At 36.2% G+C, this 17,093-nt stretch carries 13 protein-coding genes and 1 tRNA gene; all 14 read right to left on the reverse strand.

The window, feature by feature from the left end; genetic code table 11:
- Positions 1-113: 113 nt before the first annotated feature.
- Entirely contained in the window at positions 114-473 is a 360-nt protein-coding gene (locus tag ABES02_RS16120) for a hypothetical protein (RefSeq protein ID WP_430136846.1), read from the reverse strand.
- A gap of 145 nt (positions 474-618) precedes the next feature.
- Positions 619-698 (reverse strand) — tRNA-OTHER (locus tag ABES02_RS16125).
- 107 nt (positions 699-805) lie between these two features.
- Positions 806-1,366: a competence protein ComK gene (locus tag ABES02_RS16130; RefSeq protein WP_430136848.1), complete on the reverse strand. Its 561-nt coding sequence runs from the start codon at positions 1,364-1,366 to the stop codon at positions 806-808.
- A 2,180-nt stretch (positions 1,367-3,546) separates the two neighbouring features.
- Positions 3,547-4,506 carry an HNH endonuclease gene (locus ABES02_RS16135; RefSeq protein ID WP_430136851.1) on the reverse strand — a complete coding sequence of 320 codons (960 nt, stop codon included), beginning with the start codon at positions 4,504-4,506 and terminating at the stop codon, positions 3,547-3,549.
- Between the two features lie 328 nt (positions 4,507-4,834).
- On the reverse strand, positions 4,835-5,449 hold the full coding sequence (locus ABES02_RS16140) for a thermonuclease family protein (protein WP_430136854.1): 615 nt from the start codon (positions 5,447-5,449) through the stop codon (positions 4,835-4,837).
- Positions 5,446-6,759, reverse strand: coding sequence for a replicative DNA helicase (gene dnaB / locus ABES02_RS16145; RefSeq protein ID WP_430136857.1), 1,314 nt, complete (start codon positions 6,757-6,759; stop codon positions 5,446-5,448). The genes ABES02_RS16140 and dnaB overlap by 4 nt, the downstream gene beginning before the upstream one ends.
- Positions 6,759-7,097 (reverse strand): hypothetical protein, encoded by a 339-nt coding sequence (locus ABES02_RS16150; protein WP_430136859.1) that lies wholly within the window; start codon positions 7,095-7,097, stop codon positions 6,759-6,761. Before ABES02_RS16150 ends, dnaB begins: the two co-directional genes overlap by 1 nt.
- A complete protein-coding gene (locus ABES02_RS16155; protein WP_430136862.1) occupies positions 7,090-7,815 on the reverse strand; it encodes a conserved phage C-terminal domain-containing protein in 726 nt (241 codons plus the stop codon). Before ABES02_RS16155 ends, ABES02_RS16150 begins: the two co-directional genes overlap by 8 nt.
- 231 nt (positions 7,816-8,046) lie before the next feature.
- A complete protein-coding gene (locus ABES02_RS16160; protein WP_430136865.1) occupies positions 8,047-8,481 on the reverse strand; it encodes a hypothetical protein in 435 nt (144 codons plus the stop codon).
- 373 nt (positions 8,482-8,854) lie between these two features.
- The gene (locus ABES02_RS16165) at positions 8,855-9,124 is read right to left on the reverse strand and encodes a hypothetical protein (RefSeq protein ID WP_430136868.1); all 270 of its coding nucleotides are present in this window, start codon (positions 9,122-9,124) and stop codon (positions 8,855-8,857) included.
- Positions 9,125-10,124: 1,000 nt separating this feature from the next.
- Positions 10,125-12,107 (reverse strand): putative dsRNA-binding protein, encoded by a 1,983-nt coding sequence (locus ABES02_RS16170; RefSeq protein WP_430136871.1) that lies wholly within the window; start codon positions 12,105-12,107, stop codon positions 10,125-10,127.
- Positions 12,108-12,213: 106 nt separating this feature from the next.
- Positions 12,214-13,557, reverse strand: coding sequence for a hypothetical protein (locus tag ABES02_RS16175; RefSeq protein ID WP_430136874.1), 1,344 nt, complete (start codon positions 13,555-13,557; stop codon positions 12,214-12,216).
- A 20-nt stretch (positions 13,558-13,577) separates the two neighbouring features.
- Complete coding sequence (locus ABES02_RS16180; RefSeq protein ID WP_430136877.1) at positions 13,578-15,290, reverse strand: hypothetical protein; 1,713 nt, start codon at positions 15,288-15,290, stop codon at positions 13,578-13,580.
- A 17-nt stretch (positions 15,291-15,307) separates the two neighbouring features.
- Positions 15,308-17,092, reverse strand: coding sequence for an Hsp70 family protein (locus ABES02_RS16185; protein WP_430136880.1), 1,785 nt, complete (start codon positions 17,090-17,092; stop codon positions 15,308-15,310).
- Position 17,093 lies beyond the last annotated feature (1 nt).

The raw sequence follows: 17,093 nt of genomic DNA on the forward strand, positions 1-17,093 counted from the left end.
GATGTTACCATCCTCTATTTAAACTAGGAACATTTCGCACCATTAAACTGCTCCGTTACAATAACTTGCTCAGAAAAGAAAAGGCGTTAATCCTTCTTGAATCAACGCACCCATTAGTTTAAGTGAAATACTTCACAAACTCTTCTTCCAATTCGGCAATTCATTGACATGTGAACAAATAATGAATGTTTTGGGATTTTCAAGTTTGAAAATGAGCTGATTCGTAGCCACAAATTAAGGTTTACACTTTTTTCCGTAATATTTTTTTTTTTTTTATTTTCCTCAAGAAATTCCTTAATGTTATCAAAGTGCTTATAGTATTCATCTATGGTTCTAGGAGCAAGCCCTTCTGTTTTCTTAAAAGTCATGAACTTATTAAACATTTCATCTAAAGTTAATTCGTCCAAAACTTCCGTTACACTCCTGCTACTACTATCCGCACGTCGATATTTTCGAACAGTTTTCTTTTGCATAAAAATAGCCCCCTATAAATTTTTATAGATGACTAAGAGTAAATGTTCTCCACAGATTCGCTAAACAGTCTGCAACAGTCTAGCAAAAAATCCCCGATTGGACTGTGAAGGAATTATATTATTAAAAACGCTGAAAAGTCTGGATTGGCGGGACTACGTGGGAATCGAACCCACCAGACCTGGCACGCAGGTCTCAATCAGTTTTAAGACTGTGGAGGGAATCCCAACCAAATTTAATTGGATAAATAATAAGTCTTCTCTATTATAATCATATTTAAGTCCAACTCAAAAAAGTATTAAATATAAACATTGTACTCTTATCAGTATTGGATTTAACTATTTCTCATCGCTTTGCACTTATAACGGCCATTTTCTTCAACAATGACAAATCCTTTTTTCTCTTTTTCAGAAAGATTTAATGAGTTTTTCGTGTTATAGGTTATCATTTCCTTTAATTCTTCTGCTTGACAACGTTTATCTCGAAAAGCAGATTCCTTCATCTCGATTTTTATCGTATGTCCATATCCTAAAAATACTTTCGTGAATTTAACACCAAACGGCTGAGTGTTTTTTACTTGATTAAGTGCAAACCAGATGCAATTTTCCTTTTTGTATGACTTTGTTGGAAAAAGCCAAATGTCCATTGACGCATCAATTTTGATTGGGTACTTTTTTCTTTTTTTACCAAGTAACAACTGAGAGCTTTCGAGTGCACCCTTTAAGTTAGAACCATAGCAAATAAGAGACGTATTAATAAGTGCAGCCGGTGACATTGCCACAAAAAAACTATCATCCCCTTCAATAACAAACGTAAATAATTCACCATTTTCATAAGTTACTCCGTATAATAGGACTGTTTTTTCATTAATTAAATATTTCTGTTTTATAATCACATTAAGAAACCTCTTTCTTATTCGGTTATCAATAATCTAATAATTACAATTTTATTTTCAAAAAAATGAATAGTATCATTAGGAATACCCAACTTGTTGATACCCATTGCTGTTGTATTTCCAAACTATGTCACCATAATTTTATATTTTATGCCTCACATCCCTCTCCACCTAGATTGCTGCTAGTTTTTTAATCTCATTTATTTCTAGTAATTTCTTTCTGGAGTTTTATTCTATCTTTGAAGGATAATAAGGATGGGTGAAATAAGGATCTTCTTGATTCGATGAGCAATATCTTTTTAACATTTAAGCTCCTGGATTGCTTCTAGATGGGGAATTGAGTTATTTGTGGTTAAATCATAGATAGTTTAGGCAATTACCATCATAAATCCTGTCAGGACTGGAAAAACTTCATGTGTTTGTCAATAATTGCGAAAATATTCTTACCATGATTCAAAAAATTCCAGTGAATCTCCATACGACCACTATGTTTTCGTTGTTTCAAATGTCTACATCGCACTTATTGAATGGTAATTTATTTCAATACAGGTATACAGATATTCTCAAAATATTGAGTGAGGTAACAGCGAAATTTGGAATGTAAGTCGAAATAATTCTATTTCAATATCAATCTAAAGCCGTGGATAGCTGCCCCTTTAATTACTAGATAGGTCCAAATATACTTCATAGCTATTTGCTAAACTCTTACCTCAGCTGTTTTTTTGCAATTTAAAAATGTCTTAATTCCGATTATATTGCAGATTCACGGGGTTGGCAGTCCAATAGTTAAATTTGCTGACCGGTTCTACCTCCAACCTAGATCTGTCTGAATGGATGTCTCTCGTGTCGAAAGATAATAGGTGGAAAATATAAATCCATATCTCTTAATGATTTTATCCAATCCGTCCAACATTCGTTTTATTCACAATTCGACAATTATCGCCAGTCCTCCCAACAATATTATAATTTTCCTTATCTTAAAATGTAAATTAAATATTTTCATATCTACATAGTTGAACATAACTCATTCCACTGTTTTTTTGTCTTGATTTCAGCTGGACCTTTACGAAAAGTTGTTATAGTAGTAAAATATTGATATTTTATCTAATAAAGACTTTTTCATCATATAAAACGACAAAATTGCCTATGAAAATGATGTTTTCTTAAATGAATATTTGAATGAATAAATCGAAAATAAAAATTTAACAATTTTTTACAAAATTGACACCTTCCGTTCAAAAATATTTCATTTTTTTAAATTTCCTTTAAAATGTGATTTTTTTAAAATGTAGTTTTTTATTAATTCTTAAGATTTCTAATTTAAATTCTGTTTGAATAAAAAACTTGTTTAAATATATTAACCATGGCAGATTGCAGCGTGATTGAATTAAGTTGCATTTTTTTGTTAAGTCAAGGTCCACACCATTGTACAGCGATTACATCCAAGATATTGACCAAGTTATAGCAAATGCTAAAAAAGAATAGTCAGAAGTAACAAAAAATCAAGATGGTTTACTTAATTGAAAATTTCAAAAGCCTAACATAAGAAAATTATGAAAGAAATGAACCAAACATGCCAAAACTGTTGCAGAAAAGAAACAGTAAAGACTACGTCTCTATAAAAAATGATATAACATATAACGATGGCAATTTCCGAGTTTGCTGTTTAAGTGGATAAGCACCTTATGAATAGTATGAATGGTTTTTAACCTTAGGGTTGGGGATGTCTGGCATGATGTCCATCAAACATGGAAGTTGGCAGTGTAATTATTAAACTCAAAAGATCTATGTCCATGTCAACTGCTTATTTGTCTTTTCTTCTTTTTCCTTAGTATTGGTTGATGTTTTCCAGATGAACACCCAGCAAAAAATGCGATTATTATCTCAAAAATATTAAGGCATATCTCCTCATGAAAAATTCCTCTCATTTAAATGATTTTTCCTAACAAAAAAATTATATAAAAAGGGGGTGTACCACAAACGGCTCACCCTTCCAGGATAAATATTCATTTTCTCCACTTCTTCCTTCATCTGCTTTATCAATGACGGTAGATTAATTCTTTTAGTTTCCTGGCATGAATGAAACGAAAGAAAAGGCCTTCACGCCAATTAAAAATTTAAAGGTGCCCCATAATGTATTTTGGGGACACCTCAGTGATTACATTTCCTTTTATACAGACTTAGTAATTTTCAATAAAATTGTTCAAACATTGTGTAAAGGCTTTATTTACACTCATTGTATTTACAGCATCTTTGCATGAACTACATAATGTTATCAGATTATCTTTGTGATAAATTTTTTCTGATTCAGTCGAAATGATTTGGTGTATTTCTAACCTATTGTCATCATTACAAATAAAACAATGCCAATCATCTCTTTCATGAACTTCCTTTATTAATGCCTGTGTTAAATCTTTTGTCCAGCTATCATCCAAAATCAGTATTCCCTGATTATTTTCTAAAAGGTCTAAGACTTCTAACTGAGGTAGAATGATCATTTCCACACGACTCAAAACCCAATCTTCTACACGCCCTATATCATCTAAAGAAATCTTTTCCACCACCGGTTCTTCAAAAATAATTTCTGATAAATCACAGACAAAATCCATTATTTCCTCTTTAAGCTGCCCATTCGATTCTCTCATAATAATTTTTGATTTTTCATAAATGGAATGAATGGATTCCGTTCTCCAATTTTTCACTATCGTTTTTATAAATTTTGGAATATTTAATCTCCACTTTTCAACCGGTTTATTTTTTTTCGCTTTTTTATCTAAGAGTGTTTTATATTTTCTAATTATTTCTAGAGGATTAATTAACTCTGGCTCCAATTCTTCTCCTATATCTTCCTCACTATTTTTATCAACCATTTCATAGAGATTATCTAAAAGTAATGATAATTCATCGTTGCGGAGATTTGTTAATTGTGTAGTCGATACTTTTGTAAAATCAATATCTTCGAATCCAGGTATTTCTTCAACTTCTAATTGGATTACCATTTCAATAATTTCATTTATCAATCTCTCTTTAACGCTTGATTGATTGTTTTGGTTTACTGTATTTTTCTTAATGGTTTTTAGGCCATCTTTTTGTTTTAAGCAATCCTGACAGATTGTATTTTTAATTGTGGTTGAAGTCACGAATTGATTTCCACATCTAGTACATTTTACCTTCCTTTTGAAACACAACTATCGCAATAATTTCTATCAAGACTAAAATACTGCGTATCCTTTATAAAATAACATTTTAAGCATCTTTGTTTTCCCAAAAAAGACATCCCCCTTGGGTTACAGGTCTTTGCAAGAGGACGGTGTCTTTATAATCTTAAGTATCTAACTTTAGAACAAAAAACGTCTCTTGCCTATGCCCTTGTTTCATGCAGGTAATGTTTCCGTTTTGCCCATTTTTTATAAATTTTTTTGAGTTGAGATAATTGAATTTATCCTAATTTTCCCCTTTAAAATATTATTATTTTTGCACACACCCATTAAACCCCCATTTTGTTACATAATCAGAATGGCTCCAGATATTTAATCTGCTTCTTTTCGCCAATCCTTCATCTTCCCTATAGCTTGCTAAAGATTTATACTCTGGATTCATGATATAAGCAACTCTTGCAAATCCTTCTTTCAGCAATGTCTCTTGAACCGATTGCCCATCTACATAAACATATGCAAGCAGTCTACCGTAGGAATCTCTTGTGTTTCCCGGTTCAAACTCCAATGTTAATCTACCGCTCGTTACCAACTGTTTATTCCTTTGAAAAGCCTCCATCGCAAAAGGCTGCACACACATTCCTTCCTTTTTTGATTCCGGTGTATCGACCAAAAGATAGCGGACTGTTTCATTTATTCCTTTTATTTTCACTTTGATGGTATCTCCATCGATTGTTCTCACCAAAGTGATTGGTTCCTGTATCGATGGACCGCCGGCATTATCTTCTAAAATAGAATCCCTTCTATAAACTTCTTCTGTCTGAATTGTAAGCTGCTGGTATTTTTCTTCTTTCTGGGTTTGTGGTAAATGAAGTGGCAGAATGGCTGCTACAGCAATTAACATAACGCCCGCTATAAACTTACTCATATCACCACATAACCTTCCAAATCTACAAACTGTCCATATTCCTTATTGAACCCAAGTTTTACCGTTCCGGTTGGACCATTCCGATGTTTGGCGAGAATAATTTCCATACTATCTTTTTGTGTGGTATCCCTCGTATAGTAATCATCACGGTATAGGAAGGCAATCAAATCGGCATCCTGCTCGATTTGGCCGCTTTCCCTTAGATCCGATAGAATCGGGCGTTTGTCTTCTCGACTTTCAACCCCTCGGCTCAACTGGGAAAGGGCTATTACGACAACATTTAGTTCTCGTGCCATGGTTTTAAGTGCCCTACTGATTTCACTGATTTCTGCCTGACGATTTTGCTTATGTACTGGATCTCCTTTAATGAGCTGAAGATAGTCAATGACTACCATGATTCTTTTTTGCTCGCCGTATTGTTTTCGCATTTTGCGTACCTTTGACCAAATATAGGAAACATTCATCCCAGCGCGGTCAAATATATGCAGGTTTATATTGGACATCTTCCCGATGGTTTTCGAAAAATGCTCCCAATCCTTGTCCTCGAACTCCTTTTGCGGGTTTTTCATTTTGATGCTGTTAATGTTTCCCGACAGGCACAAAATCCGTTTCATCAGCTGTATTTTGGGCATTTCTAAAGAAAAGAACAGGCTAACATCCTGTATGGCTGCATTAACAGCGACATTCAAGGCAAATGCCGTCTTCCCGATACTCGGACGGGCACCTAAAATAATTAGATCGGACTTTTGAAAACCGCATGTCATCTTGTCCAAGTGGCTAAAACCGGAAGGTACGCCCACCATTTCGCCATAATCCTTTTCGCATTCCCCATATAATTCTACAAGTGCTGATTTGATATCACTGCTTTCTTCCTCGTCATGTTCGTCCCCAACCTCCATCAGTTCTTGAATGCCATCGCTTAATGTTTTGGTGATTTCAGATGACTTTGCCTGCTCGATCATTTTACTGGCAATTTGAATCGTCTTTCTTTTTTGATGGTATTCCTTGACCAATTTTTCATAAAAATGAAAGTTGGCTGTCGTTGGCACACTCCCCGCCAATCGGTTGAGATAACTGACACCGCCGATCGTTTGAAGAGTCGGAATTCCTAGCTCCTCGACAACGGTGATAACATCAATTGGCCTCCCTTTATCATCCAAACTTCTGATGGCCGAATAAATCTTCCTAAGTTCCCATGAGTGCAGCTGATCAGGACGTATCGTACAGTCTTTAATTAATGTTTCATCTAAAAAGAATGCACCTACCAATGCCTCTTCAGCTTCATGATTTTTTGGTTCTAAATACTCCATCACCCTCTCCCCCTGACAATCCCTAAAATCTTTCTCATTTCGGCTAAATTTCGTTGGACTACTTCTTCGGATGCAAGTTGCGGCTTTCGGATTATAAATTTAATCGTTTCTTCCTGGCTTGGAGTCGTATTTATCGCAGGTGATTTTTTCACCAGGTCAGCTAGTTTCGGAGGAAATGATGATTCCGCTGCAAAGGAAAGTAAGTTTTTTTGTACATCCTCAAAAAAATAGCCTTTCAGGACTTCATGCCATATATTCACTTTCTCTTGATTTACCACAAACTGATCATACAATACGGAAATCTGCTTTAATAATTCAAATGTCTCCCGCTTAATCATGTAAATCGAAATCCTCCTCACTCAATGTTTTTTTGCTAGATTTCTGGTTTAAATAGGATTCAAATTTGGTACCAAATAATGTCGCTGGTCGAAGGAATTTGCACATACGAGGGTCATGCAGCCATTCCGCCGTTTTTAAGTCTATGACTTTTTTAAAATCCTCCAGTGTAAAGCCTTCTCGGACCCTAGCTCGAATGAGTTCCTGTGTCTTATTCGTGCCTGGCTTGTATTCGGCTTTTGTTTTTTCATTAAGGTAATGGATAACCTCGGGAATCGGGAGTTTTTTCTCTGTTGTATTCTCTGAGGTAGTCTCTGGTATTGCTTTGTTCTCACTAGACGCTTCGATAGGGCTGTCAGCATGGCTGGATAGGTCAGCCAGACCAGCTGGATGATTTTCCAATACTCCGACTTTTCCATAATCGATTGTGTACCACTTTGTCTTATCCAATTTCAACCGATTAAAATTATCTGACAACAGCAAACCTTGATTCTCCAGCGAACGGATTGCCCGTTTAATCGTGCTTTCTGACCAAAATGGGAACTGATGATGCCAGTCTTTATAGGTGTTGAAAATCCACTTCCGTCCCCCAATCTCATGTTTACTAGAAGTTACCCAATAATGCATCTGCTGCAACACTGCCGCTTCGTATAATCCTATCTTCATTGCCAATGATGGGATAATCATGATGGGGTGTTCATTGATTAATAATTTACTCACTAGCTCTCCTCCTTTATTTCATGTCGAACGCTGAATTGAACTCTCCATTGGTCAGATTTGTTCATCCATCGGCTCAAATTCCTTTCAAACTCTATATAGGTAAAAAAATCAAAAATGGATAGGGCATGAGAAAAAAATATGAAGTTCGAAATTGTGTAATTAGTGCAAAAAAAAATGCAGCATGATTCAATCACGCTGCATTTTTAGCACCTCCTGCTAATAATTAAAAATTTATTCTTCGTTTCGTTTAAAATGTTTACACCAAGTTTCGGTGAAATCGGCAGTAGCTCTATTTGGGTCGCCACTTCCCTTTACAGCCATAATCTTTTCATATGTAACCGGATCGAGCTTCTTTAGCTTCTGATAGTTTAAGGTATACCATTTAGACTTATCTAGTTTTGATTCATTCCAATTGGCAGAAACGATGTACCCATTGTTCTCAAGGAAATGAACCAATCTTTTAATCGTGCTCTTTGACCAAATGCACAGCTCCTCATGCAGCTCATCATAGGTGATGTTTACCCATTTCTCTCCCTTTATTAATTGAGATTTGTTTTCTAGTAATTTATGCAGTTGATACAACATAAAGGCTTCCTTTAAACCAATGCTGTGAATCCATGCTTTAATGTCCTCTACCGAAATTTCATTCCCATGTGCTTCAGTCATTGTATACCACTCCCATCACTTAATTAAGGTTTTTCCAAGCTCAACTGTGAACTCTTCATTCCTTTCAACCTTTATATAGTAATGAATGACTCAAAAAGACATGGTGCAAATTCAATAAATATATTGTCAAAAAAATAGGACACCCAAATCTGGAAGTCCCAAAAAAGTCCACTTATTATTTTAATAAATTCTATTAGCCTATTTACTATTCGCTTTTCTTTTCAAAAGATTCTTCAAAGACTTTGCTATCTAATTCCCAATTATCTTGGATGGTGAGCCGTCTGTTCCGGCTCATGTCCTCTAGAATCCCTTTTAAAGCCTTGGACATGTCCAAATCTGAGCATACTAACCAATTTAAAAAAGCTTTTTCCTCTCACGTTAGATCTCTGCCTGTTCCTGCTATGATCAGCTTTTCAAGCTGCTTGAATTTCTCTTTATTCTCCTTCTCTTTTTGTGATTGAATTTGTCTTTTGTATTCTTCATAATCTATATGTTCTTCATAAAGATAACTATAAACCATGATTTTTACCTCTTTGCCTTGCATTTCTAAATATTGTTGACGAAATAAAGCCTTCTCTTTATTGTTTGTCCTTAAATCGATTACATGCCCACCACCACTGGCAACACATACACGAAATTCCATTTTGCAGCAAACCTCCTGTCTTTTATGTTTAAGATTTGGACCCGATTCATTTCTATTCGCTCTACCAAATATCTCAAATTCTCTATTCCAAAGTGAAAACTCTTTAGTGTAAAGGATTTGGTTTTATTTTAATAAATGGTTTAATGATTCCATCCTTTAAATTTGTCAATTCAGTGAATTGATAGAAAAGTGACCTTGAAAACACACTTGTATACATAAATTGGCATTTAAGAAAGCCGCTTTACTTGATAAAATATTACCTGTTAATTAGTTCAAAAGTAGGGATTTGCATGGAGTTAATATTAGAAAATATAGATTATCATCAAATCGTGGAGAATTCCCTTAATTCTATATGGTTGGTCGGAGAGGATAAATCAATCTTATACTGCAACAGGGCTGGGGCAGCCTTATTAAACTTTGAATAGACTGAACAAATTATAAATAAAAATATAAACATTTTTCTTCCTTCTGATTTTCGTGTATCCTGTCATGAGGGCTTACTAAGAGTAATAAAAAAACAATTATTCAAACTTTACGACATAGCAAAGGACTAGGTAAAGTCCCCGCTAAAAGCTTTATTGAAATTGAGCAGGACGATGAAGGATCGTTCGATTTTGTTATCGATTTTACGTTTACGCTTCATAATGGCTCTTTAAAGAGCACTCAAAAGTCATTCATCATCAATAAATACCTAAGAGGGGCTGTTCAACCGGAAAATCCTCTGCCAATACTAAATAAATACGGGTATTTAATTGAAACAAGGTAAGGTTAACCTATCTATCCAATTATAGCCCCTAAACCTGCTGCTAGTTTCGCATTCTGGGAATCTCTGCATTCACCAAAACAATGATGAAAAGCCTCAGAATCAACTTATCTACTGTAGGATTGAGCCACCTTTTGGCAAAAATTTCATCTTTGGAAAAGCCGATCTGCCTAATTAGAAATAGAAGGGCACCTATTCGTGCCCTTCCCGAATCATATTAGGTAAGATTAGGAAATGCTATTCCGGTATCGGTACAAAATCCAACATGTCACTGATACCGTCATCATCCTCAAATTCGTCCCCGACTTGTGGTTCTATGATTCCAATTTTACCTATTATACTATTTTGATTCTTGATTGGTTTAAATTCTAGCTCTTCCAATAGTAGGAAGAAATCATCTTCTCCATCATTTTCATTGACTAAATGTTCCGTCTTCCATTGCTCTCGCTTTTTATTGGCTTCTTGCCATTTGTTTCGGATAACTACTTTTGCATCATCAGGTAACGGGGTGATACATTTTTCAACCATCTCTCTTGAATAGAGAATCTCCCATTTCATTAATAACATGATGAGCTCTGATTTCAGGTCTCTTCTATACAAATGAGTGACAATGTTCATGGCGTTCTCTAAAGACCAGAGCTGAAGGCAAAGACCTCCCAATGCCTCAAGAAATTTTTGGGAATTTCTATTGTTTACGGCACAATAAATCAATTGCGCTAATGTGTCATTCCATAATGGCTTATTTGGCAGCTCCAGATTTTGATGATTTAAATGATAGAGAGTATTCATTTTTTGGATAATCTCTCTACACGCTAAATTTACACCTTGTTTTTTAGCTGACGCTTTTCCGGTTCCAACAAGATGCTTTCCTCCATTTTGAAAAAAAGTACTTACCTCCACTTCATGTTCGGATTGATGGGAGGGACCAGTGGTAACCAATTTAGCTGTTACCTGCATCCCAAGTGCCTGTGTTAATATCTGAAGGTGGCTCCGATAATCCACAGATGTTGAAGTTTCTCCAAAAGTGGAGATGATAAAGTCCTGGATAAAGGCCGTGGTATTCTTAAATAATTCCTTCTTTTGCTGAAATAGATTATGTATAAACATTGCGCCAATTAAAGATTGGACGAAATCAGCACGCAGCGCGGGAGCGGATAAATCACTTTTTTTAGGGATTCTGAAGGAATGATAAATCGATTCAGGCAGACATGAACTTAAATGTTTTTTGGAGACAAGACTACCCGTTAATTCCATTAGGCGGCTATACTTTCCATTTGCCCTTTCCTGAAAATCCCCAAGGATGTATTCCCCTATCAGAAATGGGAGGACAATCGCTCCAATCCAGGCAAAAAAAGATGGTCTATCCATGGTATTAAGCTTTTTCTCGTTTGCAAATGATTTATGGGTGAAGCATATATCGAATTCTTTTAAAGCGATATCATTTGTTGATAACTTTAATTTTTTATATACCTGTCTTAATTCAGTTTCTCTATTTTTCGTCATGACTAAATTTTGTTTTTTTGCATGCTGGACAGGTTTGTTCTTTTCTTTTAAAATGGACACCATGCTGTTTTCAAACCAATTTTGTGCGGCTTTTTGTTGCGCTTTTTTCTTCGAGTTAGCAGTTCCAACCCCATGGAACCCATTTGCGGTTACCTTGACGGTGAATTGACGCTCATGTTGCAGCCCTTCCTCTTTCAGGGTCTCATATATGATCGTATCTTGGTTCAACTTTAACTGTTGAATATATTCTTGTAAAGCTGATTTATAATCAATTTGCTTTTCTACTTTTTTGCTTGATTTATACAATGGGGAAATGATTTTCCCAAGCCCTTTAAACCCCACTTGGTTATAAATCTGATAAAAGAGAATGTAACCATGCTCCAAATAGCGGTCTTTTCGATAGTTTAATTCCCCTTTACCAATATATAGGAATTCATTTAGTTGATTTTCATCATAAAATCGCACAAGAATTTCATCCTTATATTGGACAAGCTTTTCGGCCAATACCTTGTGATTCGTCGTTTCTTCCTTTGCAATCAAAGACGCAAGAACTAAATGATAGATTAACATACCAATATGAATGTGTGCCTTTTGCAATTCGAAATGCTGGCTTCCTCGTCTAATTTCATTTAAATAGCTCGAATGATATAAACACTCCTTTAAGATTTGAGGATTGATATCTACTTTTAATTGCTTCTTTAACTTTTCTCCTCTCATAGAAACCCTCACTCCCGTTACCCTTAATGAAAATTAAATACAGCACTGTCCCTCCCAGGAGGTGCAAATCACCCCTTTTTGTCAAAACAGTGCCTATCACCTTCTATTAATTTCTAGTTGGCTTATTATCGAACTCAACAAAATCTTCAATATCATCTTCATTGAAGCCGAATAGTGGGTCTTCCGAATCCTCTTTCGTTCTATTTAAGGCATTGATTTGTTCAGCCAATTCATTTCGTTCCTTCTCAACCACACCTAGATCATTCTTAATGGTTTCAAGCTCTTTCCTGATACTTTCTAACTCAGAAGAAGCCATGTCCGTCTGTTCTTTTTCCTTCTCCTTCTCATCCAATTCTCTTTCTAATTGGTATAGCTTTTTTTCATACTCATCTTTCATGAGAAGGATCTTAAGGTCGTATTCCCTTTTTACTTCTTGCTTTACTTTCTCTCCAATGGAATTTTGTTCCTTTTCGAGAGTATTGACTTTTCTCTCAAGGACGCCATTTACTTTTTCCAAATCTTCCTTTTCTTTACGGATTTCTCCCAGCGAAAGACCTAATTTACCAAGCTCTTTTTTCGATTGCTCCAATTTTGTTGTCAGGGAATCTACATTTTTGGAAAGTGTTCTATTTTCCTTTACTACTACTTGGTGTTGGGATTCTTTCGTTTTCATTTCCTGGTTTAGGTTTACCAGTTCTTCGTGCAGCTTCACGGTTTCTTGTAGTTCCTGCTCATAAAGAGCTTTATATTCACTGGAATCTTCCAATTCCGATAGTTGGTCGGCCACCAATCCTATTAACCTTGAAGCTAAGCGTAACCTTTCTTCAGGTTTTTGCTCGTTTTCTAGTTCAGACAAATCCAGTTCCTCCGATTCATCTTCAAATTCCGCCGCCAATTCCTCGTCCACCTCATCCCAATCGATATCATATCCTTCCATTTGGATTCCTGATTCATAATAAAACTGCACCGCAAAATCCTCTAATATGGAATGGATCAGTACCTTTAGCTGACCATTGTTGTAAAAGCGAAGGAGGTTCACAGAAGCAAATACCGGCATGTCATTTTCCTGAATCATGGTTCTAATCTCATCGGCCCATTGATCTAGCGTAAATGAAGAATAATCTTCCTTAAAATGGTTTTTGAGTGTTTGGGTTTGAATTCCTTCCCATTTTTGAGCTAAATAATTATAGAAATTATAGTTCTCGAGTAAATGGGGTGATACCTGCTCTACTAATTCCTCTTTGCTAAACTTGTTTTGTTTCAGCTCCGCAGGTAGAATACCTGCTTTTTTTATGATTTTAAATTCATCCCTTAACGCAAAGGACAATGATTCCTGATCTATGCATTGTAACAGGGCTGCGTCCAGATACTGATTCTGTATTCCACTTACTTCTATGTAAGGGAATCTTTTTACTTTATTACTCTTTTTCGTTACCAATTTCTTCCCCACTATCGACATCCCCTTTCCCTTTAATCTACATTTCTAATTGTTGAGATCCGGCCTTGCTCTTTTCTCATATTCTTAATAATTTGATCCAGCTCACGAACGATTCTTGGGTTCGTTTCGTCTTTACTTGCTTGATAAAGGATATCCTGGGAAAGAATTTCCCTTCTTTTATTGACATGTTTCCCAATAAGTCGATAAATTTCAATTTTTAAAGCAGGAATTGGGTTTTGATCAAGCTTTTTCTTTAAGATTGGACCAACCTCTTGTGGTAATAAGTTTGAACGTTGGAGAGCCGTTATCAACAACATTGCTTTTTCATCCGGGCAGTGAAGCATTTTCTCTGCCATCTTCACAATGAGTTTAAAGGACATCGTTGCTAGATGCTTTTGGAGAATATATTGCTCTTCATCCTCTCCGTTAATTAATAAATGGATATACTTTTCAAATGACTCTTGATCACCCAATCGAACCAAACAATTAAGAGCATCCAAATAAAGCTTGTTTCTTTTTTCATTCAAGAATGGCTTAATGGTCGGGATGAGGTTCATGTCTGGGTCTGCTAGATACGGGATGGCTCCTAGGCATTCTCCCTTAATCCTTAAATCAGAGGAAGATTTTAATTCCTCGACAATCAAAGGAATTAGGGTACTATCATTTGTATGGCTAAACCCTCTCAAAATTGCTCTTTTCTTGCCTGGATACTTATGGAATGCTTCCCTTAATAGGTTTGTTGAGAATGGCATCTTTAATCCGCCGAGAGTCATACAAATGGGAATTAATCGATTATCATCCGTTTCCTTTTCCAGCACTTCTGTTAGAACGGGTATGGCATCTTCTTTAAAAGAACGAAGTGCAATGGTGAATATAGGCCTTAAAGGCTTCTTTTCCCCATTCAAATAGGCATTGAATACAGATTTGACTGCCTCGGGACCAAAATAGGCAAAGCGAGGTGCTAATTGGATCGCTTGGTCTATTAAATCATTTCTATTAACATCTAAATCATTGATGACCGCAATTAATGGTTCGACGGAATTTTTATCACGGATACTGAATATGGCATTCAATCCAATGACAAAGAAATCAGGATTTTTCATATGTTGCAGGATGCTGTTGACAGCCTCTCGTTCACGAATGGCCCCTGCGCCAAGAATGGCCAATGCAATGTGTTGATTACTATTGGCTTTTTCAAGCACTGCCTTAATAATTTTACGTCCCTTTAGGCTTCTGGCTGTAAGTCTGCTTAATAGATGCATAAGCTCTTGTTTGCGGTTCTCATCCGATAAATCAAATTTACGACATTCCCTAAAAATAACGGTAATCGCTTTTTCCCCGAATTTCTCCACTTCTTTAGAAGCATTCTTTCGTTTCGAGACATCATTGCTATATGCCATTAATTCAAGGGCATCCAGCATGATTCTATAATCCTTCTCATCTACGTCATCATCTAAATTTTCAAAGGAAATGTCTACATATCCGATTCGGCCAAGATACTCAATCTCAACCAATTTTTCATTGCCTTCTTCTTGCGAGGGACCCGACAATGACGTAAAAAAGTCATCGTCGATTCCCCCATTCTCCTCTTCTTGCTCCGCCTGTTTTAATAACTCTTGTCTTATTTGTTCATCTTCTTCGTCCGAGAATACGTCTTTTTCACTTACTGTTTCATTGGGTAGGTCCTTTTTCAAATCATTTAACTTTTGAAGGATATTAACTGACATTCGGTCTTGTAAAGACATATCATCATCTCCTAAATTTACTTAATCTTATTGATATTCTCTTGTTTTGCTTTTATTGATGCAATCTCTTCGGTCGTAAATTCACGCGCTCCAATATTTACGTCAATGACCTCTGTTTCATCATCCTCGAGCCAAGCCTTTACGGATACTTCACGTTCCTTATTGCACTCCACTTTTAAAACTAATTTCGAGTTGACGGCCACCGGTTTTTTGAAATTGACAATGGCTGATTTCAGCTTTTTGGTATGAATCGATTTTGCAGATGTTGCGGTAAACAATTCTAATTGCATCGCATTGACCTTTGTTGTGTTACTAGGACCGGTGACGATAAATCTATCTTCAATAATTCGTTCAAATGGCAGTTTTGTTCCTTTTTCAAGCAATGCCACAGGATCTGCGCCAATGACATCGATATAGACATTATTCGGAACCGTATTTGTAAATACCACTTCTTGACCTGAAATTTCTGTATCAGCAATTTGAATTTTGTCGCTCGTTTTAAAGTTAATTCGGTCAATTTGATGATGATAAATCGCAGCACCTCGGCTTACCGCGAACATTGGGTTAATGGACTTTATCGGCTTGCTTCGACGTCCCAGTATTTCATATATACGCTCTTGGATGGTATGGTAAAACGTCATACCTCCAACAAGAAAGACGGCATCAATGTCCTCCATGGTCATTTTTCCAATCTTTGCGTGCTCAAGGGCATTTAGGATGGGCTCTTCAATATTTCTCCCTTGCTTACTCTTTTCCGTATAGAGTAAATCTTCGATGATATTGTCATACTCTTTTTTGGTAATGGAGAGGGTAGTCACAAATTCCTTTGGCAATTGGGATGACAGCATTTCACGATAGGTAAGGTTATCGAATCTTTCTTTATTTTCAAAGTAATCCAATTGCATCGTACGAAGTTGATTCTCAATCTTCGTGCTAAAGCTCTTCTTTGCTCTTTCAGCAAAATCAAGCAGGTTTTCCAAAAGGCGCAGGATATCTCTTTTATCGTAATTCGTTTTTAATTGATTTGGACTGATACCCGTTTCTATTAACAACTTTTTCCGCAGTTCGATCGCTACCTTCTTATCGAAGTCGATTCCACCTAATTCCGTATATTGGGAAATGGATAATTCTTGGATATCAATTCCTCCATTTTCAGCTTCCCCTACTTGTAAAATGGACACGTCACATGTACCTCCCCCGAGGTCAAATACCATTAAATTCTTTTTTCCATCTTCTAACTTCAATCGACGTGCCGATGGGGCCATTTTCTTTTCTTCATTTAGAAAGTCAATGAGGGCTGCTGTTGGTTCAGGAATCATATGAATCTTTTCTTTGTCAAATCCACTCAAGACACCTGCAAGTTTGGTTGCTTGTTGCTGCTGGAAATTAAAGTTTGCCGGAATGGTAATGACAACACTATCGATTTTTTCTCCACCATAATACTCTTCGGCCTGTGCTTTTAAAATTTTCAGGACATAGGATGAAACGATTTCAGGACGGATGGCTTCCCCGTCTATATCCCACGAAACATCGTCCCCGATATATCGTTTTGCTTCTTTTATTACACGTTGCGGATAGACGCCGTTCATCCTTTTAGCAAATCGGCCTACATATGGATGGCCTTGATCATCAATATACAAGACAGATGGGAGTGTGGGATCCAATGTAATGGCATTCCCACTCTCATCCACCTGAGAAACCTCTAACGTGTGTGCTTCGATATCTTCCCTTACTGTAAGATTTGCGACACTAACTGTAGAATTCGTGGTCCCTAAGTCGATTCCAATGTATCTTTTTGTCATC

The sequence above is a fragment of the Neobacillus pocheonensis genome (assembly GCF_050477905.1).
GTDB lineage: Bacteria > Bacillota > Bacilli > Bacillales > Cytobacillaceae > Neobacillus > Neobacillus pocheonensis_A.

Coding starts and splice junctions, on each gene's coding strand:
- ABES02_RS16120 (WP_430136846.1), bottom strand. CDS start 473: ATGCAAAAGAAAACTGTTCGAAAATATCGACGTGCGGATAGTAGTAGC.
- ABES02_RS16140 (WP_430136854.1), bottom strand. CDS start 5,449: ATGAGTAAGTTTATAGCGGGCGTTATGTTAATTGCTGTAGCAGCCATT.
- dnaB (WP_430136857.1), bottom strand. CDS start 6,759: ATGGAGTATTTAGAACCAAAAAATCATGAAGCTGAAGAGGCATTGGTA.
- ABES02_RS16150 (WP_430136859.1), bottom strand. CDS start 7,097: ATGATTAAGCGGGAGACATTTGAATTATTAAAGCAGATTTCCGTATTG.
- ABES02_RS16160 (WP_430136865.1), bottom strand. CDS start 8,481: ATGACTGAAGCACATGGGAATGAAATTTCGGTAGAGGACATTAAAGCA.
- ABES02_RS16165 (WP_430136868.1), bottom strand. CDS start 9,124: ATGGAATTTCGTGTATGTGTTGCCAGTGGTGGTGGGCATGTAATCGAT.
- ABES02_RS16170 (WP_430136871.1), bottom strand. CDS start 12,107: ATGAGAGGAGAAAAGTTAAAGAAGCAATTAAAAGTAGATATCAATCCT.
- ABES02_RS16180 (WP_430136877.1), bottom strand. CDS start 15,290: ATGTCTTTACAAGACCGAATGTCAGTTAATATCCTTCAAAAGTTAAAT.
- ABES02_RS16185 (WP_430136880.1), bottom strand. CDS start 17,092: ATGACAAAAAGATACATTGGAATCGACTTAGGGACCACGAATTCTACA.